At 61.7% G+C, this 21880-nt stretch carries 22 protein-coding genes and 3 pseudogenes; 12 read left to right on the top strand and 13 right to left on the bottom strand.

Going from position 1 to position 21880, the window contains the following annotated elements:
• Window positions 1–147 precede the first annotated feature (147 nt).
• The 3 genes and pseudogenes from KB879_RS19750 to KB879_RS40430 form a co-directional block, all read right to left on the bottom strand.
• Window positions 148–1242 (bottom strand): branched-chain amino acid aminotransferase, encoded by a 1095-nt coding sequence (locus tag KB879_RS19750; protein ID WP_211979638.1) that lies wholly within the window; start codon window positions 1240–1242, stop codon window positions 148–150.
• 183 nt (window positions 1243–1425) lie between these two features.
• Window positions 1426–1692 (bottom strand): DUF6537 domain-containing protein, encoded by a 267-nt coding sequence (locus KB879_RS19745; protein ID WP_013952103.1) that lies wholly within the window; start codon window positions 1690–1692, stop codon window positions 1426–1428.
• Window positions 1693–1722: 30 nt separating this feature from the next.
• A pseudogene (locus KB879_RS40430) lies at window positions 1723–1930 on the bottom strand (hypothetical protein); the annotation flags it as partial.
• 116 nt (window positions 1931–2046) lie between these two features.
• On the opposite strand from KB879_RS40430, the gene KB879_RS19735 reads away from it, so the two are divergent.
• Window positions 2047–2202, top strand: a complete 156-nt coding sequence (locus KB879_RS19735) for a hypothetical protein (RefSeq protein WP_211979637.1) — start codon at window positions 2047–2049, stop codon at window positions 2200–2202.
• A 310-nt stretch (window positions 2203–2512) separates the two neighbouring features.
• Here the strand turns inward: KB879_RS19735 and KB879_RS19730 are convergent, their stop codons facing one another.
• Window positions 2513–3283: an IclR family transcriptional regulator gene (locus KB879_RS19730; RefSeq protein WP_211979636.1), complete on the bottom strand. Its 771-nt coding sequence runs from the start codon at window positions 3281–3283 to the stop codon at window positions 2513–2515.
• A gap of 97 nt (window positions 3284–3380) precedes the next feature.
• Between KB879_RS19730 and KB879_RS19725 the strand changes: the two genes are divergently transcribed.
• The 5 genes from KB879_RS19725 (at window position 3381) to KB879_RS19705 (ending at window position 8014) form a co-directional block, all read left to right on the top strand.
• Window positions 3381–4361, top strand: coding sequence for a tripartite tricarboxylate transporter substrate binding protein (locus tag KB879_RS19725; protein ID WP_211979635.1), 981 nt, complete (start codon window positions 3381–3383; stop codon window positions 4359–4361).
• 43 nt (window positions 4362–4404) lie between these two features.
• On the top strand, window positions 4405–5088 hold the full coding sequence (locus KB879_RS19720; protein WP_013952098.1) for an RraA family protein: 684 nt from the start codon (window positions 4405–4407) through the stop codon (window positions 5086–5088).
• Window positions 5085–6020: a hydroxyacid dehydrogenase gene (locus KB879_RS19715; protein ID WP_211979634.1), complete on the top strand. Its 936-nt coding sequence runs from the start codon at window positions 5085–5087 to the stop codon at window positions 6018–6020. The genes KB879_RS19720 and KB879_RS19715 overlap by 4 nt, the downstream gene beginning before the upstream one ends.
• 92 nt (window positions 6021–6112) lie before the next feature.
• A complete protein-coding gene (locus tag KB879_RS19710) occupies window positions 6113–7078 on the top strand; it encodes a tripartite tricarboxylate transporter substrate binding protein (protein WP_211979633.1) in 966 nt (321 codons plus the stop codon).
• A 12-nt stretch (window positions 7079–7090) separates the two neighbouring features.
• Window positions 7091–8014 carry an SMP-30/gluconolactonase/LRE family protein gene (locus KB879_RS19705; RefSeq protein ID WP_013952095.1) on the top strand — a complete coding sequence of 308 codons (924 nt, stop codon included), beginning with the start codon at window positions 7091–7093 and terminating at the stop codon, window positions 8012–8014.
• 98 nt (window positions 8015–8112) lie between these two features.
• Here the strand turns inward: KB879_RS19705 and KB879_RS19700 are convergent, their stop codons facing one another.
• Window positions 8113–9381 carry a patatin-like phospholipase family protein gene (locus tag KB879_RS19700; RefSeq protein WP_049800632.1) on the bottom strand — a complete coding sequence of 423 codons (1269 nt, stop codon included), beginning with the start codon at window positions 9379–9381 and terminating at the stop codon, window positions 8113–8115.
• Between the two features lie 717 nt (window positions 9382–10098).
• On the opposite strand from KB879_RS19700, the gene KB879_RS19695 reads away from it, so the two are divergent.
• The 4 genes from KB879_RS19695 to KB879_RS19680 all read left to right on the top strand — a co-directional run bounded on the left by KB879_RS19695 (window position 10099) and on the right by KB879_RS19680 (window position 12689).
• The gene (locus KB879_RS19695) at window positions 10099–10797 is read left to right on the top strand and encodes a hydrolase (protein ID WP_013952093.1); all 699 of its coding nucleotides are present in this window, start codon (window positions 10099–10101) and stop codon (window positions 10795–10797) included.
• A 214-nt stretch (window positions 10798–11011) separates the two neighbouring features.
• Window positions 11012–11740, top strand: a complete 729-nt coding sequence (locus KB879_RS19690) for a YoaK family protein (protein ID WP_013952092.1) — start codon at window positions 11012–11014, stop codon at window positions 11738–11740.
• A 12-nt stretch (window positions 11741–11752) separates the two neighbouring features.
• Window positions 11753–12352: a TMEM175 family protein gene (locus KB879_RS19685; RefSeq protein ID WP_013952091.1), complete on the top strand. Its 600-nt coding sequence runs from the start codon at window positions 11753–11755 to the stop codon at window positions 12350–12352.
• Window positions 12342–12689, top strand: a complete 348-nt coding sequence (locus tag KB879_RS19680; RefSeq protein ID WP_249221163.1) for a phospholipase D-like domain-containing protein — start codon at window positions 12342–12344, stop codon at window positions 12687–12689. The genes KB879_RS19685 and KB879_RS19680 overlap by 11 nt, the downstream gene beginning before the upstream one ends.
• Window positions 12690–12825: 136 nt before the next feature.
• On the opposite strand, the gene KB879_RS19675 is transcribed toward KB879_RS19680, so the two are convergent.
• Window positions 12826–13320: an SgcJ/EcaC family oxidoreductase gene (locus tag KB879_RS19675; RefSeq protein WP_013952089.1), complete on the bottom strand. Its 495-nt coding sequence runs from the start codon at window positions 13318–13320 to the stop codon at window positions 12826–12828.
• Between the two features lie 540 nt (window positions 13321–13860).
• Between KB879_RS19675 and KB879_RS19670 the strand changes: the two genes are divergently transcribed.
• On the top strand, window positions 13861–14214 hold the full coding sequence (locus KB879_RS19670; RefSeq protein WP_211979632.1) for a hypothetical protein: 354 nt from the start codon (window positions 13861–13863) through the stop codon (window positions 14212–14214).
• 124 nt (window positions 14215–14338) lie between these two features.
• On the opposite strand, the gene KB879_RS19665 is transcribed toward KB879_RS19670, so the two are convergent.
• The 5 genes and pseudogenes from KB879_RS19665 to KB879_RS19650 form a co-directional block, all read right to left on the bottom strand.
• Window positions 14339–15754, bottom strand: a complete 1416-nt coding sequence (locus KB879_RS19665; RefSeq protein ID WP_211979631.1) for an efflux transporter outer membrane subunit — start codon at window positions 15752–15754, stop codon at window positions 14339–14341.
• Window positions 15741–16382: pseudogene (locus KB879_RS40425) on the bottom strand (efflux RND transporter permease subunit); the annotation flags it as partial. The gene KB879_RS19665 and the pseudogene KB879_RS40425, both read right to left, overlap by 14 nt.
• Window positions 16343–17095 carry an efflux RND transporter permease subunit gene (locus KB879_RS40420; protein ID WP_371827366.1) on the bottom strand — a complete coding sequence of 251 codons (753 nt, stop codon included), beginning with the start codon at window positions 17093–17095 and terminating at the stop codon, window positions 16343–16345. The pseudogene KB879_RS40425 and the gene KB879_RS40420, both read right to left, overlap by 40 nt.
• 4 nt (window positions 17096–17099) lie before the next feature.
• Window positions 17100–18218: pseudogene (locus KB879_RS19655) on the bottom strand (efflux RND transporter periplasmic adaptor subunit).
• A gap of 174 nt (window positions 18219–18392) precedes the next feature.
• Window positions 18393–19595, bottom strand: coding sequence for an MFS transporter (locus KB879_RS19650; RefSeq protein ID WP_211979630.1), 1203 nt, complete (start codon window positions 19593–19595; stop codon window positions 18393–18395).
• 170 nt (window positions 19596–19765) lie between these two features.
• On the opposite strand from KB879_RS19650, the gene KB879_RS19645 reads away from it, so the two are divergent.
• Complete coding sequence (locus KB879_RS19645; protein ID WP_238553114.1) at window positions 19766–20224, top strand: helix-turn-helix domain-containing protein; 459 nt, start codon at window positions 19766–19768, stop codon at window positions 20222–20224.
• A 126-nt stretch (window positions 20225–20350) separates the two neighbouring features.
• On the opposite strand, the gene KB879_RS19640 is transcribed toward KB879_RS19645, so the two are convergent.
• Both KB879_RS19640 and KB879_RS19635 read right to left on the bottom strand, forming a co-directional pair.
• On the bottom strand, window positions 20351–20752 hold the full coding sequence (locus KB879_RS19640) for a cupin domain-containing protein (protein ID WP_211979629.1): 402 nt from the start codon (window positions 20750–20752) through the stop codon (window positions 20351–20353).
• 107 nt (window positions 20753–20859) lie between these two features.
• Window positions 20860–21840, bottom strand: a complete 981-nt coding sequence (locus KB879_RS19635) for an alpha/beta fold hydrolase (protein ID WP_249221162.1) — start codon at window positions 21838–21840, stop codon at window positions 20860–20862.
• Window positions 21841–21880: the final 40 nt, after the last annotated feature.

Below are 21880 nucleotides of genomic sequence, written 5' to 3'. Positions count from 1 at the left end.
TGCCGGCACGCAGGTCGCGCCCCGGTCCCGGTATTTGTTGGAATTACCCGGACCGCCCAGGCCACGGGGACAGACGTCAAACCGAATCAACGCGGCGCGCACGGCCCTCCGATTCCTTGCACGCCGCTGATGTCAAACACGCCGGTCTCAATCGACGTGATGAACCCATCCGAACGGGTCGGCGATCTTGCCGCGCTGGATGCCGGTCAACAACGAACGGAGGCGTTGCGTAACTTCGCCTTCCCCACCATTGCCGATCGTGAACTCCCCACCAGCGTGACGTACCTGCCCGATGGCGGTGACGACCGCGGCCGTGCCACAGGCAAAAGTTTCCTTAACCCTGCCACTGGCTGCATCTGTGCGCCACGTCTCGAAGTCGTATGCTGTTTCATTGACCGGAATACCCTCGTGCCTGGCCAGTTCGATGATCGAAGCGCGCGTAATGCCCGGCAGGATTGTCCCTGTTAATGGGGGCGTGCGCAGAGAGCCGTCATCCATCACGAAAAAAACATTCATGCCCCCGAGCTCCTCGATCCAGCGGTGCTCCGCAGCGTCAAGGAACACGACCTGGTCGCAGCCATTGGCCGAGCCCTCGGTCTGCGCGATCAGGCTGGCTGCGTAGTTGCCGCCGCACTTGGCCGCGCCGGTGCCGCCTGGGGCCGCTCGGGTGTAGCGATCCGAAACCCATACGGTCACCGCCGACTTGCCGGCCTTGAAATACGGGCCGACCGGGCAAGCAATCACGCAAAATACAAATTCGGCCGACGCGCGCACGCCGAGAAAATTCTCCGAGGCGAACATGAATGGACGCAGGTAGAGGCTTCCATCGCCACCTGGAATCCAGGCGCGGTCAATATCGACGAGCGCTTCCACGGCTTGCAGAAATGTGGCCTCGGGCAGGTCGGCCATCGACATGCGGGCAGCAGAGGCGCGAAAACGCCTTGCGTTCTCCTGTGGTCGGAACAGCGAGATCTTGCCGTCCTCGCCACGGTATGCCTTCATGCCCTCGAAGATTTCCTGCGCGTAGTGCAGTACTGCGCAGGCGGGATCGATTTGGAAAGGACGGCGTGCTTCGACCTTGGCGTCATGCCAGCCGCGACCGTCGGTCCAACGGATCGTGACCATGTGATCTGTGAAAATGCGTCCGAACGTCGGATTTGCCAACTTGGCAGCGATCTCATCGGCGGGGGTGGGCCCGGGATGAGGCTCTACAACGAACTGTAGTTGATTTTCCGTACTCATTTTTCAGTGTTCCGAGGATGTTGGGCCATACGGCCCTGGCCGCCGCGGTAGTGTCGCCGGGGCGGGTGCCTTACAAGGGTGGAGTGCTACTTGCCAAAGAGCGGCGCGCCTTCGCAAGCCCCACCACCGCCAAGCCGGACGCGCTCGATCCTGCCACAGGAAACTGTTCTGCTGCGGCCGGAGTCAGGCAGCAGCACTCAACGCGCCACTGCGAAATTGGCCCAGCAACGCCGTCCGCCGCTGCGCCGTCTTCTGCATATTGACCTCCTTCACATGGCCGAAACTGCGAATATCGTCTGGTAGTGAAGCCATTGCGACAGCAGTGTCAAGTTTGCCGTCGCTCAGGGACTGCGCAAGCTCCTCCACCGTGGCGAGATACTCGGCAATCAGTTGCCGCTCTGCGCGCCGTTCGGTAGGCCTGCCGAATATACCGAAGGCGGTGTCGCGCAAGCCCTTCAGCCGCGCCAGACGGCCGTCATGGAGCCCGCCCAGCGGCGAGCTCCGGTACCCGGAATAAAGCCGGCGGTATTCAATCCCGCGGCCCGGTCGCGGGCCTATTGCCGCAGTGGCAGTCGCCCCAGCGCCTGGGTGCCGCTCAAGTAGACGCGGCCTCTTTTGAGGGTGTCCTTGTCGTCCAGGCTGGCCGCGGCCAGGGATTCGCGCAGGTTGGCGATAGTGGGGTATTCACGATGTCTGTCTCCGCATGCTTCTTTTGTCCGGAGGAGTGTAGGAAGCGCCCGCGCCATCGTAAAATCAAAAATTCCAAAACCTGATATCCACAAAACATATAGCGGAGGGATGGACATGGCCAGGTCTCGCGAGGCACCGGAAAGGATCGCCGACGAGACTACGCTGCTGCAGTTCCGCTACTTCGCCGCAGCCGCCGAGACCATTTCTACCAGCACGCACCTGCCCAGCCTGCTGGCGCGCTTTCGCACCAAATACCCGGACAGGGCGTGAATCTGAAATGACGAGTCGTGGACGAAGATGGGGCTGCTGATCGACGCCCCGATGCCAGACCGTCATGGACGAGGACCACTTGGGCAATTGGTCGCTGTTCACCAGTATGTGGCAGCCGAACAGGGTAAGAGCAGAGTTCCGCCGCATCGACTAACGCGTCCCCGCTTGAACGGCGGCTAGGCTATGAAAGCGGACTTTGCCGTCACGGAGGCCTGAGCGGCGGCAACGGGTCGAAAAGCGACGACCGGCTCGCGACTGACAGAGGTCATCTACGATTTCTATCGGCTCTTCATGCCCCACATCTGCAATATCAAGGGTGCCAGGTCGACGGCCTTTCAATTTGCATCGCAGGCCGTTGACTGCCTGCCATGGCATACGAAAGCTTGTTCGCCGCGTCGACGACTGTCTGTGCCAGCTCCAGCAAACGCTCTTCGCTTAGCCGGGAAGTCGGTCCTGAAATACACATGGAGCCAAGCTGCCGCCAGTGCAATCCGAACACCGGTGCAGACACACTCGAGACTTCGGCCTCGCGCTCGCCAAGCGACAGATGAAATCCACGGCGGCGGATCATTTCATAAAGCTCGCCCGGCTCGCCTGAGAACGCCAGGATGACGCGGCCTGGCGAACCGCTGTCCAGCGGCAGTGCCGCCCCGATCCTGACGTGATGCCGGATGGCCTGCGGTCCTTCGACCCGGACGAGGCAGGTTCGCTGTTGTCCCTCCCGGACGTAGAACGAAGCGCTTTCGCCGGTCTTGATCGTCAGCTCCCGCAGCACCGGCTCCACCACTTCCTGAACGTTGAAGGTTGCCTGGTAGCACGCGCCCAGCCACCCTGCTGCGCGGCCGAGCCGCCAGTTGCCGTCTTCCTTCTGCACCAGATAGTTGTCCGCCGCCAGCGTGCGCGCCAGCCGCAGCACGGTGGTCTTGTGGATGCCGGTCCGCCGGCTCAGTTCGGCAAGTGAGAGCTGGGGGTCGTTCACCCCGAACGCTTCGAGTACGCGCAGGGCGCGGGTGACCGCAATGACGCCCCCAGCGCCATCGTCGCTCCTTGAAGCGCCCTTTGGGTCACTATTCGCATTCATAGAACGAAACGGGGTGCACAGTATGAAACGCCATTGTATGCCGTGAAACGGTCGATCACAATCGGAATCACAACGAAACCGAGATTCGGAGACAGTAATGAAGGCAATTTCCCGTCGCTGCATATTCGTGCTTGCAACAGGTCTGGTTCTGGCGTCCGCCACGACCCAAGCCGCGCCGCAGTACCCCACCAAGCCCATCCGGGTCATCGTGCCTTTTCCCGCCGGCGGGGGCACGGACATCATTTCGCGAGAAGTCACCAATACGGTTGCCAAGTCGACCGGCTGGGTCTTTGTGGTGGAGAACAAGCCAGGGTCCGGTGGCAACCTCGGGGTGGACGCGGCAGCCAAGGCGCCGGCCGATGGCTACACCATCGTCATGGGGCAGACCAGCAACCTTGCCATCAATCCCTCGCTGTATGAACGGTTGCCATATGACCCACTGAAGGATCTGACACCCATCAGCCTGGTGGCATCCGCGCCGCTCGTGCTGGTGACCCATGTCAATTCGCCTTACAAGACGCTGAAGGACGTGATCCAGGCGGGCAAGGCAAAGCCCGGCGCCATCAACTTCGCCTCTCCGGGCAACGGAACGGTGGCGCACCTTGGCGGTGAGCTGCTTCAAACGACCGCAAAGGTGAAGTTCACCCATGTCCCTTACAAGGGCGCAGCGCAGGCGGTCAACGACCTGATGGGCGGACAAGTCGATCTCTACATGGCCTCGGTGCCTACGTTGCTCGGGCATATCAAGAACAACCGGATGCGGCCGCTCGCGGTGACGTCTCCCAAGCGTTTGCAGGACCTGCCTCAGGTGCCGACCGTGGCCGAGTTGGGCTATCCCGGCTTTGATACCGCGACTTGGTTCGGCTTCGTCGCGCCTGCCGCGACACCGAAGGACATCGTGGTGCGCCTGAATACCGAGTTCAACAAGGCGCTCAAGTCTCCGGCGCTTGCCACCAAGCTGGACGAGCAAGGTGCATCGGTGCTGACTGGCACGCCTGAGGCGTTCAGTGCGCTGATCAAGCAGGACATCGGACGCTGGGCATCGGTCATCAAGGCCTCCGGCACGAAGCTGGATTGACGCCCTTATCTACCCATCTATTTCATATTGCCTGGAGTCCATCATGACCTTGCCCAACATCATCAAATCGTTTGAGCGCGTGCCTGCCGAGATCGTGGCGCGGGCTGCCAAGTTCCAACCGGCGATCCTCTCCGATGTCGGCGGACGCCGCGGTGCGTTGCATGGCCGGATCAGGGCCTTGCGCCCGAGCATGAAAGTCGCCGGGCCCGCCTTCACTGTCGAGGTTCGCCCCGGTGATAATCTGATGATCCACGCAGCGCTGGCGCTGGCGCAGCCGGGCGATGTTCTGGTCGTCGACGGCAAAGGTGACCAGACCTCTGCGCTGATGGGAACGATCATGATGCATGCCGCTCGCCAGCGCGGCCTTGCTGGTGTCGTCATCGACGGCGCGGTCCGCGACAGCCTCGAGCTGGAGGAAATGCAGTTCCCGGTCTTTTCGGTGGGCACGAACCCTAACGGCCCCACCAAGGAAGTTGGCGGGCGCATTGGACACCCCATTTCTGTTGGTGGCGTCACGGTGAACCCCGGCGACTACATCTGCGGCGATGCCGATGGCCTGGTAGTGGTGGAGCGCGAGAAGATTGAAGCCTTGCTCGATGCCGCGGCAAAGAAGGAAGACGCGGAAGCCCAGCGCATTGCCCAGATCAAGGAAGGCAATACCACCGCGCCCTGGCTGCTGGCATCGCTGGTGACGGCGGGCGTCCTGAAGCAGGGAGAAGCACTGTGACGAACAAGCAAGTCATTATCGTCACGGGTGCCGACCTCGCGCCGGAAGCCCTCGCGCTGTTGGATGACCATGAGATCGTATTCGCGGGGAAAACGCCCCAGACCGCCGATATTGCAGCACTGGCAAAGGAGCACAACCCGGTCGGCATTATCGTGCGCTACGGCAGGATAACCGCTGAAGTCATGGACGCCGCACCAGCCTTGAAAGTGATTTCGAAACACGGCACTGGAACTGACACCATCGATAAAGCCGCCGCGCAGGCGCGCGGCATCAAGGTGGCCGCCGCGGCCGGGGCCAATGCCGCCGCCGTGGCTGAACATGCCTGGGCGCTGATCCTTGCGTGCGCCAAAGCTGTTCCACATCTCAACGATCGCATGCGCCAATGTCATTGGGACAAAGCAACTTACAAGGCCGTCGAACTGAACGGTTGCACGCTCGGTATCGTGGGGCTCGGAGAGATCGGCCGCCGCGCCGCCGTGATTGGTGTGGCGATGGGCATGCATGTCACCGCTTTCGATCCTTATGCGACGACGGTCCCGGAAGGCGTAACGCTTGTCGACCTGCCTCGGCTGTTCAGGGAATCGGACGTGGTGTCGCTGCACTGCCCATTGACGGAAGAGAACCGTGGCATGCTGAACCGTGAAACACTGGCGACGTTCAAGGACGGCGCGATCCTCGTCAATACGGCACGAGGCGGACTCATCGACGAGCCTGCACTGGCCGAAGCCCTGCAGAGCGGCAAACTGTATGCCGCTGGCCTGGACAGCTTTGCCGTGGAACCGATGCCCGTGCCGCATCCGTTCCGCGACATTCCCAACCTGATCCTGTCGCCGCACATCGGCGGCGTCAGCAACGCGGCGTACGTGAACATGGGCGTTGGGGCAGCAAAGAACGTCCTGGCGGTGCTGCAAGGCGTGGCTACGCCGGCCTGACCGACGCACGGCTGCGTCATCAACTAGAACAGAAGTGTCGCGGGAGGACCCGACGGACAGTTAGGTCTCTCCCGCAGCACAAGGAGACAAAGGTGTTTTCTCGAACAATTGGCTGCCTGGTGGCAGCAACGACGCTGCTTGTCAGCCTGTCCGCCGTGGCGGCGTACCCGGACAAACCGGTCCGCATCATCGTGCCGAATCCTCCCGGCGGCGCCGTCGACGTCGTGACGCGCAAGGTCGCACAGAAGCTCACCGTGCAGACGGGGCAGAGCTTCGTCGTGGAGAACAAGCCGGGCGCGTCCGGCACGATCGGCACGTCCCAGGTTGTCAACGCACCCGCCGATGGCTACACGCTTCTGGCGAACGACAACTCCTATACCACGCTCCCCTATGTCTTCAAGAAGCTGAACTGGGACCATCAAACAGCTCTGGTCCCTATCGCGCCGTTCGCATTTTCGCCGGTGGTGCTTGGCGTCAAGGCCGATTCGCGCTTCAAGGACCTGGCTTCCCTCGTCAGCTATGCCAAGGCGCATCCGGGAGAGGTGACGTTTGGCACCGGCGGCCCCGGTAGTTCGCCGCATTTTGCTGCCGAGGCGTTCCAACAGGCCGCAGGTATCAAGCTGATGCATGTGCCGTACAAGGGGGCTGGTGAGGCCATGGTCGGGCTGCTGTCCGGTAGCGTGGATCTGCTGGTCGTGTCGACCCCGACCGCGCTGGCGCCGGTCAAGGGTAATCAGATGCGTCTGCTGGGCATCAGTGGAAAGACCAGGGTGGATGTGTTCCCGAGCGTCCCTACGTTCGCTGAAGCTGGTGTACCCAACTTCAGCCTGTTCAACTGGTCAGGCCTTGCCGCGCCAAAGGGCACGCCGAACGATGTCATTACGCGCCTGCAAACGGAAATCCAGAAGGCGCTCCAGGCGCCCGACATGAAGACGTTCCTTGCGCAGATGGGGTCGCAGCCAGGCAACCTGGACAGCCCCGCGTTCGCGCAGTTGATTCAGCGCGAAACCGCACAATGGGCAACGGTTGCGCAAAAGGCGCATATTGAGAAGCAATAACCAGGAGCGGCGATGTTCCTACTTCAGCAACCGGCCGTACGCGATGCACAGGTGCTCACGCGGCTTCCGGAGTCGTTCCGTCGGCACGACCCCGACAACGCGTGGGCGCATGCCAATCGCGGCGGGGCGACGATCGACTCATTCCTGGAGGGGCCGGTCTGGGCCGATGGCAATCTCTGGGTGACGGACATCCCCTACGGTCGCATTTTCCGTGTTTCGATGCAGGGCGACTGGGAGCTTGTTGCCGAGTACGACGGTGAACCGAATGGCATGAAGCGCCTGGTCAGCGGTGATTTCCTGATCACTGACTATCGCAACGGCCTGGTGCGTCTGTATGCAAAGTCGGGAACCGTAACCCCGTTTCTTGAGCGTAGGAATTCGGAACGCTTCCGAGGCGTCAACGACCTGACCTTCGATTCGCAGGGCAATCTCTACTTCACTGACCAGGGCCAGACCGGCTTGCACGATCCGACCGGCCGCGTCTATCGGCTGACGCCCGACGGCAAGCTGGACGTCCTGCTGGACAACGCACCGAGCCCGAACGGTGTCGTCCTCTCGCCTGACGAGAAGGTGCTGTTCGTCGCGATGACCCGCGGGAACAGCGTATGGCGCGTGCCGTTGCAGGCCGACGGTTCGGTCAGCAAGGTCGGGCAGTTCTTTACCTCTTACGGCCCGAGCGGCCCCGACGGTCTGGCAATGAGATCGGATGGCCATCTGCTGGTGGCGAATCCTGGACTTGGTTATGTCTGGGTGCTCAACCATCGCGCCGAGCCTGTGGAGGTGATTCGTAGCCCCGGCGGCACATCGCTGACCAATCTGTGCTTTGGCGGCACCGAGGGCACCACGCTATTCATGACCGAGTCGACCACCGGGACGATTCTGTGCGCCGACATGTCGGTGGGCGGTGCACCGGTGCACGGAGGACGGCTGGCATGAACGGAATATCGGGCGTTCTCGCCATGCCGGACACCTCCGCCAGAGCGCCGCGGCCGAGCAGCAAGAACGCGGCCTCACCCACGCCGCGTGCCGCGGGACTATCGCGCCTCGGTCGATTCGCGCTCGAACTCACGGATCACCGGGTTGCCAAGGATGGCATCCCTTCCCGCCTCGATCAGGCGATCGACGTCCTTCTCGGGCAGACGAAGTCTGGTCGGCAGATCGTTCAGACTTGCAGCACGCTCCTTGTCGAGGGCCTCAAACGAGATCCGCGTGACGAAGAATTCGACTTCATCGCACCGCCAGCCTGGGCGGCGTGCAGCGATCTCCTGCTGCCGGGAATGCGGCATCCCACACCGATACGCCACGAGGTCGTCGCGCCACTGCCGCATCATGGGAACGAAGGCGTCATAGCTCATTCGAACGTTGGTCGCCATTGCCGCGTCGATGGCCGCGCTGGCGACTTCGATTCCGGATGGGCCACCCTGGCTTCGGTTCCAATCGCCGCGCGGGCCCTGACCGGCGTCAACAACGATGAAAAGCAGCCGCCGCACATTGATCGCGTCGTTCTCGCTCATGGGACCGTAAGCCGTGCCCAGCAGCAGACGCGTTTGCAAAATGGTGGCCAGGCCGTAGTTGTCGGTCACCCCGCCGTCGACCAGCTTGATGTACTTTCCCTTTGAAGTGTCCCGGTGACCGCGAACGGCGGTTGCCAACGCGCCAAGCAGCAGCGATTGCCCAGGCCTCTGGACGTGGTCAAGGCTCGGCAGCGGTGCACTACAAGCCTCGGGATATTTTTGAAGGACGATCGGTGCGAAGAAGAGCGGGACCGCCATGGATGCGGCGACGGCCTCGGAAACGGGAAAGCTCGCGAGATCACTGCATAGCGCATCGAATGCCAGCTGGCTGAACGGGAACGCGACCCGGTAGTAGACGTTTGTGGCGTTGATCCAAACGATTGGCTTGCCGCGGCGGAACATGTCGGCGTACGTCGCGCCCTTGAACACGTCTTCGTCGAGCCATGTCCGGAGATCTTCCCGATCGTTGAGGCCCCCCGCGAAGAGGCGCGCAAGGTTGACCGGATTCAGCAGACTGAAGCGAAGTCCCGCCTCTCCGTCCTTCAAGAGCACTGATCGAAAGGTCGCCAGGCTGTCCTTGCCGTGCAGACCGTAGTACGCCGCGGTGATGGAGCCTCCGGACACGCTGCTGATGAACGCGATGTCGTCGAGCAGGGACGCGCCCCCAGGACTTCTCATGGCGTCGAGCCCCTGCAGAGCGCCGAAGGCGAAGGCTGCGGCTCGCGTGCCACCGCCAGAGAACGACATGGCGACGGTTGTCTGGCCGGCGATGTCGGTGGGTTCGCGCAAGGCCGCGGATGCGCTGCCAGCCGCGGCCTGAGGCAGATTGCGCGGAGCATTGTGAGGAAGCGACCCGCAGGCACTGAGTCCCGCAAGTAGAAGCAGCATCAGAGTGCGGTAGGCCCTGCCGCAGGCGTGTCGCTCTCTCCCTGCCCCCCCCACTCGCCAAGGCAGGCCGCTCTTGCGGCGAAGAGTGTGGTCATGTCGAAACTTGCACATTGGACTAGGTCAGGAACGGGTTCGGCGTGGTGGCGGCCCGCAGGAAGGGAAGGTCGAGTTTCGTTGCCGCCAGGACCCAGTGTGTCCGGGTCCCTCGGAATATTACGGCATCTCCATGGGGGCCGCACGACCCGCAGATGGCGCCTGAGTAGCTTCGGAAGAAGGTTGGAGGGCGGGCGAAGATCAATCCGGTACCGAATGCTAACTTGACCGACTTTGATTGGTTCGTTTGGTGCCACGCCGCTAGCGGTCATCTTCAATCGACTCCAAGTTATCGGAGCCGCCACGCTCGCGAGTTCCAGGAATCAAACCGCTCACCGGAGCCAGGATCTCACTCCACAGATCATCAAATTTTTTGAACTATATTTACAATTCAGGCTGGCTGTTTCCGCACTTTCCTTCGTTATAGTTCTTCACATTGATGGCGCGACAACGCAACAGAGCGGACAAAGCGTCGCCACGCAAAGAACCCAGAATCATTGAATAAATTTCATCTGAGAGAGCACCATGTCGAACGCCAAACTGGAAGTCCTGACCCCGCGCAACAGCCAACTGATCATCATCGACCACCAACCCCAGATGGCTTTTGGTGTGCAGTCGATGGACCGCCAGACCATGAAGAACAACGTCGTGGGCCTGGCCAAGGCAGCGAAGATCTTCGATGTGCCGACCACCATTACCACGGTCGAAAGCGATTCATTCTCCGGCTATACCTACCCCGAACTGCTCGACGTCTTCCCCGGCAAGAAAACGCTCGAACGCACCTCGATGAACTCCTGGGACGACCAGAAGGTGCGCGACGCGCTGGCCGCCAATGGCCGCAAGAAGATCGTCGTGGCCGGCCTGTGGACCGAGGTCTGCAACACTACCTTCGCGTTGTGCGCGATGCTTGAGGGCGACTACGAGATCTATATGGTGGCCGACGCATCGGGCGGCACGACCAAGGAAGCCCATGACTACGCCATGCAGCGCATGGTCCAGGCAGGCGTGGTGCCCGTGACCTGGCAACAGGTCATGCTGGAATGGCAACGCGACTGGAAGAACCGCGAAACGTACGACGATGTGATGGCCGTGGCCAAGGAACACTCGGGCGCCTATGGCATGGGGGTCGACTATGCCTATACGATGGTCCACAAGGCCGCGCCACGCACGGCAACCACGCACGAATCGCTGGCTCCCGTGCACGCGCCGGTCGTCGAGCGCTGATGCATGTCTGCCACCAGTCATCCCTCGGAGCGCACAAGATGATTCCAGGTCGAAGCGTAGCCAACGGCGCCCTCCTGCTGGGATGCTGGCTGGCCATCAGCACGTCCAGAGTAGCGGCGGCAGCGATCGTCGCCAACGCACTGATCGCATGATCGCCCCCTCCGCGGGGGCCTTCCCCCGCGGGCATGCCCCTGCTACAGGATGGATCTCAACCATGAGCGCAAACGTCAACGCATCAGACAATACAGAAACAAACGAAAACCCCAGTCTCTGGGAAATATGCAAAGCACCAATCCTTCTTACTATTGTGGGCGGCGCCATCGACACGATTGGCTTTATTGCGCTGCTGGGCTTCTTCACCGCACACGTCACCGGAAACCTCGTGCTCGCGGGAGCGGCATTCGTCAAAGGTGGGGCCGGCTTATGGATTAAGCTCGGCGCCATACCACTCTTCATTGTCACTGTCATCATCAGCAAAATGCTGATTGACCGCAACCAGCGGACCCACCAGACCCACCAGACCTTAGGTTGGCTGTTTATTGCTGAAGCGACCTTCTTGCTGGGTTTCATGGTCGCCGGCCTGTATCTCGAACCGTTCGATAATCCGGATGGCGCGGGCCTTGCTTTGACTGGAGGCCTCGGCCTTGTCGCGCTTGCCGTCCGAAATACTGCCAGCAAGACACTGATCAAGTACATCAGCCCCAGCACCATGATGACCGGGAACACCACCCAGTTGGGTATCGATCTGTCGAATTACCTGCGTGCCAGGACACGCACCAATTTCCAGGATCTTCTCAAAAGCGCAAGTGTTGTGATCGGCTTTGTGATCGGGGCTTTCCTGGGTGCATCCCTCTATGTGACGATCGGATTCTGGAGTGTCCTTCCATTTATACTTCCCGTCGCATATATGGCGCGCATGGCATTTCGCAACCAATTCAGATGAGTGAATGACATCATGAGCATCAGCACAAACAGGCTTGAATCATTCAGCGATGGTGTCATTTCCGTAAGCTTGACACTCATGTTGTTTCAACTACAGGTTCCGGAAGGCTTTTCGCTTAAAGACATCCTTAATAATTCCTCTAATTTTTTCGGCTATGTACTAAGTTTTGTTTACGTCGGAATATACTGGAACAACCATCATCACCTGTTTAAAGTTGCCCGTGGAATTAACGGCAAAATTATGTGGGCGAACCTCCACTTGCTGTTTTGGCTAAGCATGATTCCATTCACCACCACCTGGACCGGAAAGTCTGCCTTCGCGCAGACACCGACGGCAATGTATGCATTTGTCCTGTTCATGTGCGCCGTCTCTTACTCACTGCTCACGAGACTCATCATCAAGTATGACGGCGAACATTCCGCACTTGGGCAAGCCATCGGAAACGACCTCAAAGGGAAGCTCTCCATCCCTATCTACGCATTAGCGATCCTGGCCAGTTTTTTCAGCAGCGTAGCTTCGTTTTTCATACTGACCTTGATGGCTGGTATATGGTTTTTTCCCGATTCTCGCATTGAAAAATATCTGCTCGGTAGCAATACCCATGAACTCTGACGGTATGGGGCTCAGGATTGAGCCAGATGTACGGGCACCAGAATACGGAGCATGCCACGCTCCGTTGGCACATCTGGAACACAAAGCAGCCATGGGCTTCGTGACCCGTAACGGTGTGGAACTGCGGACCAACGACGATTTCCACATCCATCACGACAAGACGACTATCGTCGACGGCAACACGGTCGAAACGGGCTCCTTCAATTTCGCGCCGTCCGCCGAGACCGCCAACTCCGAGAATGTGGTCGTCATTCGAGACATGCCGGAAGTTTCACGCCAGTACATCGAGCATTGGCAATCACGCTGGGATCTCGGGAAGGCATATCCCACATACTGACTGGCGCCAGCTTGTAGGATCGCCGCGACAATCGGGCTCTTCCCGGCCAGTTGCTGCCGGTGATGTTCGCGCTGCCAGCGGCAGCAATACACGGGAAGAAGCCGCTCGCCGCCATTTGTCAAAGTGGCTAGGCGGTTTACTTTGTTGGCGCAGCAGGTGCTGGTACTGCGGACGAGTGATGATCCACAATCAGCCATCGCCCGTTGCGATACCGATAGACAAAACTGAATCGCGCAGGACGACTCACCGGCTTACCAGCCGCGTCGACGGCCGGTCCAACGAAGGTATATGTGCCGGTGTTGATGGCCATGTCATCATGCACACGGATACGTTGCTCACCAAGGATTCCCTTGTAATAGGGAGGCGCCGTACGCAGGAAATTGAAATACTCGCGAACGCTCTCAGGATTGTCACGAATCGTAGGAGACGTGGTGCCCCACAGCACGGCCTCGGGGTCGTACAGTGCGAGAACTTGTTCCTGATTGTGGCTGCTCATCGCGTCGATCCAGGCGCGCGTCGCCGCGGCAACCTGCTCTTTTGCGACATTGTCATCAGTTGTGGTCGTTGCACAAGCCGACAGTACTGTGCTGAGGACAAAAACAATGCTTAACGATGCTGAGCGAGCGGACATGCTGGGTCCCTTTTTGTACGTTACCAATCGATCCGTATCGTGCCGTAAGCTCGCACTACCAGCTTCGGTTTGTACGGAACGTATTTCGTACGGTTGTACACGTCGAAGTTACCCGCCCTTTTGCAGCGCGTCAATTAAACCAAGCAGACGAAATAACGCTATCGCGCGAGGGACTTCTTCGTTTTAACGTCCGCAATCGCGGCATTGCTGCCGTCGGAAGTTCGAAGCTTAACGGCAGCAACGGGTCGAGTACGGCCTTGGGCTAGCTCGCTAGCACCACGGCAAAGAGCAGCACGCCCTTCCCCACGCGCAATCCGATATTCAGGTTGACCAGGAACGACGACGCGGAACGGACGCCGCTGATCTCGCGCGGGAGGCAAAGCCGCTGCTCCTTTGCCTTCGGGCCGCGGTTCAGCCCCGCTGGAATCGCAGGCGCGGTCCTGACACGGGCGCATCCATGGATGTCGGTTCGAAAGTGAACGGAAGCGGGCGAGAGGCCGATGCAGACTTATCTCCCTACTGTGCCGCTGGGGAATCCTGATGTGCACCCACCTCCCTTTGCTTCCAGCTTTCGCCGCGCTGATCGTTGCCGGGTGTAACACGGCGCCAATTCCGCCAGGCAAACCGGTTGATATCCCCACCGCCCTGCAACAAGTCGCCGCCGGACTGTGCGCATTCAAGAAAGATGCTGAGGCAAGAAAGCAGGGCTCCTTTGACTCGGTCACCGTGGAGCTCGACCTGACCATCGATGGCGCGAAGGACCCGCCGGTGGCTGTGGCACCTGACATTCAGTTCATGCCGACAGTCAGCTATGGACAGACCATTTCTGTAACCAAGGGAAGCAAGCTGACCCTGACGCTGAAGAATGTCGATGTCTGCGACATGTCCAAGTGAGCTAGCAAATTCTAAGTCGGCGACTTCATCCGAGCTCTATGGGTTGGCTTAGATGCCACTAACCGAATTCCAATAGAGCGCCGTTTCTACCCAGCACGGAACGGTGACCGCTGGCGCAACGAGTTTAGTGGGTATCTTCTTCAACCTCCCAACCACCGCCCGCAGCAGCGAAAATTCGCACGAGGTTCGTCCGCAGGCTCGCATCGGACGTAGCCCGTCGCGACTCTGCGTCGAGAAGATCACGTTCGGCCACCAACACGTCCAGCAAGCCCACATAACCGAAACGGTACTGCGCTCGCGCCAGTTCGGCCGCGCGCCGATTCTGGGCCACGCCCGCTGCGAGCAACGTGTTTCTCGACTGCTCGTTCAGGTAGGCCGACATCGCGCTTTCCATGTCCTCCAGTGCATCGAGCACTGCCTGCTGGTATGCCAGGAAGGCTTGCGTCTGCCGCGCATCGGCAGCGTCAATCTGTGAGCGGATGCGACCGAAATTCAGCACCGGCTGCACCAGCCCGATGCCGATCCCCCACGGCGTTGACGAGAACGGCGTGGCGTCCTGCACGCCGAACAGCGCGCTTAGCGAAATCTTCGGGAACAGTTCTGCGACCGCCGCCTTTCGTGCGGAGATCGAAGCGGCGAAGCGTCGCTCCGCCACCCGCACATCCGGCCGCGTGGCGATCACTGAGGCCGGGGCCGAAACCACGATACGCCCGTCGAGCGGCGGCTGCGGCGCTGCGGCCACCTCCTTCAGGTTGCCCGGCGTCCGACCGAGTAGCGCGGACAGCCGGTTAGCCGCGGCGTCCCGCGCAGCCCGGAGCGACGGCACGCGTGACTCGGTCGTCGAAGTCTGCGCGGCCGCGCGCTGCACGTCCAAGTTGCTCACCAGCGCGCCGCGCAGCTGGGCTTCCACCAGCTTCAGCGTCCTGCGCTGCGTCTCCAGGTTGCTGGTCGTCAGTTCGATCTGCCGGTCCAGGTTGCGCAACTCGAAGTAGGTGCGCGCCACCTCCGCCAGCAGCGCCACGCGCACGGCCTGCTCGCTGGCTTCGGTCGATTGGAGGATCGCTGTCGCTTGTGCCGTGCGGGCCTGGTTGCGGCCAAACAGGTCCAGTTCCCATGCCGCCGATAGGGCCACCTGGTTCACCGTGACCGACTTGTCGTTGGTCAGCAGCCCGCGATTTCCGCGCTCGCTGCTCGCCACGGCGGTTACCTCCGGGGCCAGCGCAGATTGCGCCTGCAGCCGCGCTGCCCGCGCCTCTTCTACCCGTGCCCGCGCAATTCCCAGCGACTTGTTTCCGGCAATCGCCTCACGGATCAGCGCCTCCAGCGCGGCGTCGTGGAAATGCGACCACCATTGCTGGTCGACCTGTGCATCGTCGTGGCTGACGACTAGGTCGGCGTCCGCCTGCGCGGGCGCCAGTGTCTGCCAGCGCGGCGCGACGTCGACACCGGAGCTTTGCGGCCCTACCGGGCTCGTGCAACCGGCTACGACAGCCGCAGCGGCAGCAAGGACCGAGGCAGCCAATCGCTCAAGCTTCAACATGCTTCTGCACCATTTCCTTCCGCGTGATGCGCTTTTCCAGGTTCCGGATCAGGACATAGAAGACCGGCGTCAAGAACAAGCCAAAGAACGTGACGCCGATCATGCCGAAGAACACGGCCACTCCCATGGCGTGGCGCATCTCGGCGCCGGCACCATGTGACAGCACCAGCGGCAGCACCCCCATGATGAAGGCGATCGACGTCATCAGGATCGGCCGCAGGCGCAGGTGCGCAGCCTCGATGGCTGCCGCAAGCGTGTCCTTGCCCTGCATTTCCAGTTCTCGGGCAAACTCGCATATCAGGATCGCGTTCTTGCAGGCCAGTCCTATCAGCACAAAGCACCCTATCTGCGTGAAGAGGTTGTTCTCCCCGCCGGTCAGCCAGACCCCCGCGATGGCCGAGAACAGGCACATCGGGACGATCAGGATGATGGCCAGCGGCACGAACGGGCTTTCGTACTGCGCGGTCAGCACAAGGAACACCAGCAGAATGCAGATGGGGAACACGATCAGCACAGTGTTGCCGGCCAGGATCTGCTGGTAGGCCAACTCGGTCCATTCAAAGGCCATGTCGCCCGGCAGCGTGTCATTCAGGATGCGCGTGATTGCCGCCTGCGCCTGTCCGGTGGAGTAGGCGGGTGCCCCGCGCGCCAGGTCTGCAGGAAGACAATCACCACCAGCACGATGGCTTCGAGCAGCGTATGGATAACCGCCTTGATCGAATCGTGTACGAACGTCGTCGGGCCATAGGCAATGCGGTACTCCAGGCCATCGGGGAAGTGCTTGTTCAGTTCGGCCATCTTGGCGCGGACGTTGTTCGAGATGTCGATAGCGTTCGCGCCCGGGGTCTGGAAGATCACCAGCGCCAGCGCCTGCTGGTTGCCGAGGAGCGCGCGCAGGGCGTACTCGCTCGCGCCCATCTCCACGCGCGCTACGTCCCTGAGGTAAGTGACCACGCCCCCCTTGCGCTTGACGATGATGTTCTCGAACTGGTCCAGGTCGGCCAGGCGGCCCTGCACGTTCACGGGCAACTGGATCTCGACGTTGTCCTTGTACGGCGTGACCGTCAGCGTCAGCACGCCGTCGCTGGCAGCCTGCGAGGACATGTACAGCATGTTCTCGACGCCGTTGATCTGCTCCTCCAGCGGCGTGGCCACGGTTTCGGCGATGACCTTGGGATTTGCGCCGGGGAACTGCGCGCGCACGACCACCGACGGCGGCACGACTTCCGGGTATTCGGAAATCGGCAGCTTCGGAATGGCCAGCACACCGGCAAGGAAGATAAGGATTGAGATGACCGCCGCGAAGTTGGGCCGGTCGACAAAGAACTTAGACAAATTCATGCGACTACTCCGCCCCGCGTGGTGCCGTCGACGCGGCGGTCTTCACTTCGTCTTCAGCCAGTTCCTTCGGCGTAACTGTCGCATCGGGCTTCGCGAACTGCAGCCCGCGCGCGATCACGCGCTCGCCTGGCTTGAGGCCGCTCGCGACCACATGCCTGCCGTCGAGCCCCGCGCCGAGCGCGACTTCCCGATAGGCCACCTTGTTGTCCTGGCCAACCACGTACACGAACTTCTTGCTCTGGTCGCTGCCGACGGCCACGTCCGGCACCACCAGGGCCGACGTGTCGCCACTGCCGGCCAGCCCGATCGAGACGAACATGCCCGGGACGAGCGCCCGGTCGCGGTTCTCGAACTTCGCCCGCGCGCGGATCGTGCCGCTGCGGGTGTCGATCTTGTTGTCGAACGTGTAGATCACGCCCTGGTAGATGCGCTCCGTATCGCCCTGCACGCGCATTTCCACCGGGATGTGCTACTCCTTATTCTGGGTCTCGGCATGGCGGCGGATAGACTGGACGTAGGCCTGTTCGTCGACGTCGAAGTCGGCATAGATGCCGTCATTCGACACGATGCGGGTCAGCACGGGCGCATTCGCGCCGGGCTGGACCAGGTTGCCGAGGGTGACTTCCGCCCGGCTGATGCGGCCGGCAATTGGCGCCTTGACGTAGGCATAGTCGAGATTGATCTCGGCCTGGCGCAACGCGGCTTCGGCCGCCAGGACGGCCGCCTTGGCCATGCGGTCTTCGTTGGTGCGCTGGTCGTGCAGGCTCAGCGGGATCGCCTCGGCGTCGATCAAGCCCTTGGCACGCTCACGCTCGGCGGCTGCGAATTCGGCACGCGCTCGGGTCGACGCCAGTTCGGCGCGGGCACGGGCCACGGCGGCCTCGTAGGGACGCGGGTCAATGACGAACATCACATCGCCCGCCTTCACCGTTTTCCCGTCGCGCACGCGGACTTCCACGATTTTTCCGCCCACTTCGGGCCGGACCAGCGCTTCGTCCACCGCATTGAGGCGGCCAGAGAAGTTGGCCCAGACGCGCACGTTCTCGGGCGCCAGTGTCTTCACCAAGACCTCGGGCGCGGACGCCGCCGGGGCTGTTGCCGCACGCGTGTCCTTCAATGCCATCGTTGCGACCAGCGTGCCAGTCGTCACGACCAGTACCGCACCTGCCAATAGCCACCGCCGCCTAGCGGCCCGGCTTTTCTGTCTGCCATGCTCTGCTGCCCAATCCATCGATTGATTCATCCGTGATTCGATCCACTCACGCGCCGCGCGCCTGTCGGGGTTCGCTCCTCAGCTTCAGCGCGCCGAACCGGACGTGGCGCCGCCCACGCCGGTCGGTCGCACTTCCGGCCGGGCGATCCGCTGTCGCGCCCATTCGGCGACAAACAGCGCCACTACCAGAAAGACCGCACCCACGAGGCCGAGGGCATGACGGTCGAACCAGGCGATAGCCGCGCCGCCGATGACGCCTGACATCGATACGCCGATGTAGATTGCCGCCGAATTCAGCCCCAACAACAGCGGCGCGGCAGCTGGCGTGATACTGATGAGCCGGTGCTGCTGCGGGACCAGCACACCCCAGCCGCACACGCCCCAAACAATGAGTGCGGGAACGGCGCTCGCCAGAGATGCCGACGTCAGGGGCAACAGCGCGAAGTCGATGACCAGGGCGGCGATGGCAACGTTGATGATGCGGCGGCTGCCGTAGCGATCGGTCAGGCGGCCGGCGGCGAGATTGCCGGCGGTCGCCGCCACACCCCACAGCAGCAATAAGGCCGCCAGCACGCGTGAGTCGCCACCAGTGGCGCGGTCGAAGCTCAGGGCGATGTAGGTGTAGACGAGGAAGAGGCCCGCATAGACCATCCAGGTGGTCAGCAGCGTCAGCAGCGTCAGCAGCACGCGAGTGTCCGCCAGCGGTGCGAGCCGGCGCGACAGACTGATGGCCGGCGGCGTCGGGATCTCCGGCAGGCGCCAGGCCACGCCCAGCCCGGCCAACGTGCCGACGGCGGCCACGAACCACATCGTCGCCCGCCAGTCCAGCGCACCGCCGATGAAGGTGCCCAGCGGCGCGCCTAAAGCCGTCGCGCTGGACAGCCCACCGATCACGATGGCAAGCGCCCGTCCACGCTGCTCTGGCGGCACCAACGACGCCCCTGTGGCGGTGGCGGTCGGACTGAACATCGCCGCGCCGAGGCCCGCGATCAGCCGGCTGGCCAGCACCAATTCGATGTTCGGCGCCAGGGCGGTCACCACATTGCCCACCACGAACACGGCGAGCCCGGCGAGCAGCAACCGCTTGCGCGGCCAGTGGGCTGCCGCCGCGGCGATCACGGGCGACAGCAGCGCATAGCTCATCGCATACAGCGTGACCATCTGCCCGGCCAGCGCCACGGATACGCCGAGCGAGGCCGAGACCTGCGACAGAACGCCGGCAACAACGAAGCTGTCCGTGCCAATCGCGAACATGCCGCTGGCGAGGACGATAAGACGTCTATCCATGTGAGAGTCCTTCGCGGCACACCCGGCCGCCTATTGAGGGAATTGCAGGACCACAGCCCGCGTAAGTTTCTTGATGAAACTTACGATAGCGCATTAAGTTGCATGATGCAACTTAATCATCTATGATTGCGCTTATGCACCGTAAAACTTTCACAGGAATGAACTGCTCCGTGGCAGGCGCCCTCGAGCAAATCGGCGAATGGTGGAGCCTGCTCATCGTGCGTGAGTGCACGTTGGGGACGACTCGTTTTGACGACTTCCAGCAACGCCTCGGGATCGCGCGAAACGTGCTGACCACGCGACTGAACACGCTGCTCGAGCATGGAGTGCTGGTGAAGGTGGTGGCGGAGGGCAGCGAACGGCGCACCGAGTACCGACTGACGGAAAAGGGAGAGGCCCTTTATCCGATCATCGTGGGGCTAATGCAATGGGGCGACGAATGGTGCAGCTCGCGAAAGCCCATCCGCCTCGTCGAGGACAGCACCGGCAAGCCGGTCGAACCGGTCAGCCTGCGCGTGGGTCCGCGCACGCTTGGCTTGCGCGACGTGCGTCTGGAAGCCGGCGAGGGTGCGACGGCGCAAACGGCCGAGATCATCGACGCCCGCAATAAGGCCATACTCGGCAAATAATCATCCAGTCACTCACATCTTGGCAAGGCCTCCGCGTCGCGCGGGCCCGGCGGCCGCCGCACACCAGCGGCGCGTTTCGCCATGCGGTCCGGGGTTGTGGTACTTCGCGCGCCCGCTGCCCTCCCCCTACTTGCCAGGCACGACGAGTGGGGCGCCCTTCGTGACGATATAGGTCGCGAGTTCTGACGCCTGCCCTGTGCCGACGTTCCTAGCTGAATGTGGCGTGCCTGCGGGAATGAATAACGACTCGCCCGCGTTGAGCCTGACCGGCTGTTGGTCGGCAAGCTGGTACTCAAGTGTCCCCTGCAGCACGTGGGCGATCTCTTCGCCGGGGTGCGAGTGTTTCGGTGCGAACGCGCCGCGGTCGAAATCCACGCGGACCTGAATGCCTTCCCGACCCGGGACGCTAAGGTCGTGGCTGGCCAGATCGGTTCGATGGACTTCAGGCGTCTGTGCCTGCGCGCTGTGGAGATGCGCGGCAAGGCTGGCGACGACCAGGGCACCCATCGTGATTCGGACGATATTCATTTCACTTTCCTTGATTGTCTTTCGAAGCGAGCAAGCGATTCGTGCGGGGCCGGCTGGCTGCATCCGCAACGATTCATCGCGTGTGAGAGATGCTGGAGCGGCCTCGCCTACTCCGCGTCGAATGCGGCGCGCACCTCTGAAATTGTCGCGGCCTTGTCCTGGAGATGCGGGTAATGGCCGATGCCGGGCAACAGCTTCAGATTCAGATGCGCGCGGCTTGCCAGCTCCTCGCCCATCTCCTTGCGAATGTAGATGTCCTTCTCGCCCCAGATCACCATGACGTGCGTTTTCAACTTGGCCAGGTTCGCTTCGAAATCGTCCTGGTCGCGTGTGAACCGGGTGTAGTACTGATAGAACGCGTCAGCAGAGGTCAGTTCACCGTTCTGCCATCCACGGGCCATGTCTGCCTTGAACTCCGGCGAGACTTCATAGTGTGAGGACTCGGGAAGCCCACGCGTGAATGCGTTCTGCAGGATCTCGTCGCGGGTCCGGTTGAACGCCGCATGCACAGCATCCGCGGTGGCGGGATCCTTGAGCCCCTGCAGTCGCTCCTGCATGAACTGCGGACGGTTGAACGGTGCAAAGTCGCCAACAATGATCCGTCTGGCGATGGCTGGCTCATTGACGGCAGCCATCAGGGCGGGCAGCGCCCCGATATCGGTCGCGTAGATCACCAGCCGCTGCTTATCGATTCCGGTCGTGGAGATGTAATCCACCAGCACCTTGGCATAGTCCCTGGGCGCATAGGAAAACTTGTCCACGCCGGGACGAGACGATTCGCCATAGCCGGGCCAGTCGAAAGCGTGAACCTCATAGTCCTGGCCCAGGGAAGACGCCACGTCTTTCCACGCGTAGAGCGTTTCAGGAAATCCGTGCAGAAACAAGACCGTGCCTTTAGCGCGCGCATTGTGCACAACCAGACGCCTTAGCTTGATATCGGGATTGACTTGCACGAACCCGATCTCGGGCGTCGTGTTCGGCGTTGCCGCGTGTGCGTTGCCAATGAGCAATGTGGCAACCAGGGCGGCTGCAGGACCGGCGGCACCTGTGAACCGAAGCGCGCTGCGAACCGTGGTTTTCATCGTCATGTCTTTCACCATTTTGCTTGACCTGCAAGCACCCAAACCG

This window comes from Cupriavidus sp. KK10, assembly GCF_018223725.1.
GTDB classification, from domain to species: Bacteria; Pseudomonadota; Gammaproteobacteria; order Burkholderiales; family Burkholderiaceae; genus Cupriavidus; species Cupriavidus necator.
The sequence above is the reverse complement of the archived record's forward strand: the minus strand, read 5'-3'. Positions and strand labels throughout refer to the sequence as shown.

Bases quoted from the DNA above. Each gene is read 5' to 3' on its own strand.
- KB879_RS19720 (WP_013952098.1), top strand. From the start codon at position 4,405: ATGACCTTGCCCAACATCATCAAATCGTTTGAGCGCGTGCCTGCCGAG.
- KB879_RS19695 (WP_013952093.1), top strand. From the start codon at position 10,099: ATGTCGAACGCCAAACTGGAAGTCCTGACCCCGCGCAACAGCCAACTG.
- KB879_RS19665 (WP_211979631.1), bottom strand. From the start codon at position 15,754: ATGTTGAAGCTTGAGCGATTGGCTGCCTCGGTCCTTGCTGCCGCTGCG.
- KB879_RS19705 (WP_013952095.1), top strand. From the start codon at position 7,091: ATGTTCCTACTTCAGCAACCGGCCGTACGCGATGCACAGGTGCTCACG.
- KB879_RS19750 (WP_211979638.1), bottom strand. From the start codon at position 1,242: ATGAGTACGGAAAATCAACTACAGTTCGTTGTAGAGCCTCATCCCGGG.
- KB879_RS19670 (WP_211979632.1), top strand. From the start codon at position 13,861: ATGTGCACCCACCTCCCTTTGCTTCCAGCTTTCGCCGCGCTGATCGTT.
- KB879_RS40420 (WP_371827366.1), bottom strand. From the start codon at position 17,095: ATGAATTTGTCTAAGTTCTTTGTCGACCGGCCCAACTTCGCGGCGGTC.
- KB879_RS19680 (WP_249221163.1), top strand. From the start codon at position 12,342: ATGAACTCTGACGGTATGGGGCTCAGGATTGAGCCAGATGTACGGGCA.
- KB879_RS19635 (WP_249221162.1), bottom strand. From the start codon at position 21,840: ATGACGATGAAAACCACGGTTCGCAGCGCGCTTCGGTTCACAGGTGCC.
- KB879_RS19690 (WP_013952092.1), top strand. From the start codon at position 11,012: ATGAGCGCAAACGTCAACGCATCAGACAATACAGAAACAAACGAAAAC.
- KB879_RS19675 (WP_013952089.1), bottom strand. From the start codon at position 13,320: ATGTCCGCTCGCTCAGCATCGTTAAGCATTGTTTTTGTCCTCAGCACA.
- KB879_RS19735 (WP_211979637.1), top strand. From the start codon at position 2,047: ATGGCCAGGTCTCGCGAGGCACCGGAAAGGATCGCCGACGAGACTACG.
- KB879_RS19730 (WP_211979636.1), bottom strand. From the start codon at position 3,283: ATGAATGCGAATAGTGACCCAAAGGGCGCTTCAAGGAGCGACGATGGC.
- KB879_RS19685 (WP_013952091.1), top strand. From the start codon at position 11,753: ATGAGCATCAGCACAAACAGGCTTGAATCATTCAGCGATGGTGTCATT.
- KB879_RS19650 (WP_211979630.1), bottom strand. From the start codon at position 19,595: ATGGATAGACGTCTTATCGTCCTCGCCAGCGGCATGTTCGCGATTGGC.
- KB879_RS19640 (WP_211979629.1), bottom strand. From the start codon at position 20,752: ATGAATATCGTCCGAATCACGATGGGTGCCCTGGTCGTCGCCAGCCTT.
- KB879_RS19725 (WP_211979635.1), top strand. From the start codon at position 3,381: ATGAAGGCAATTTCCCGTCGCTGCATATTCGTGCTTGCAACAGGTCTG.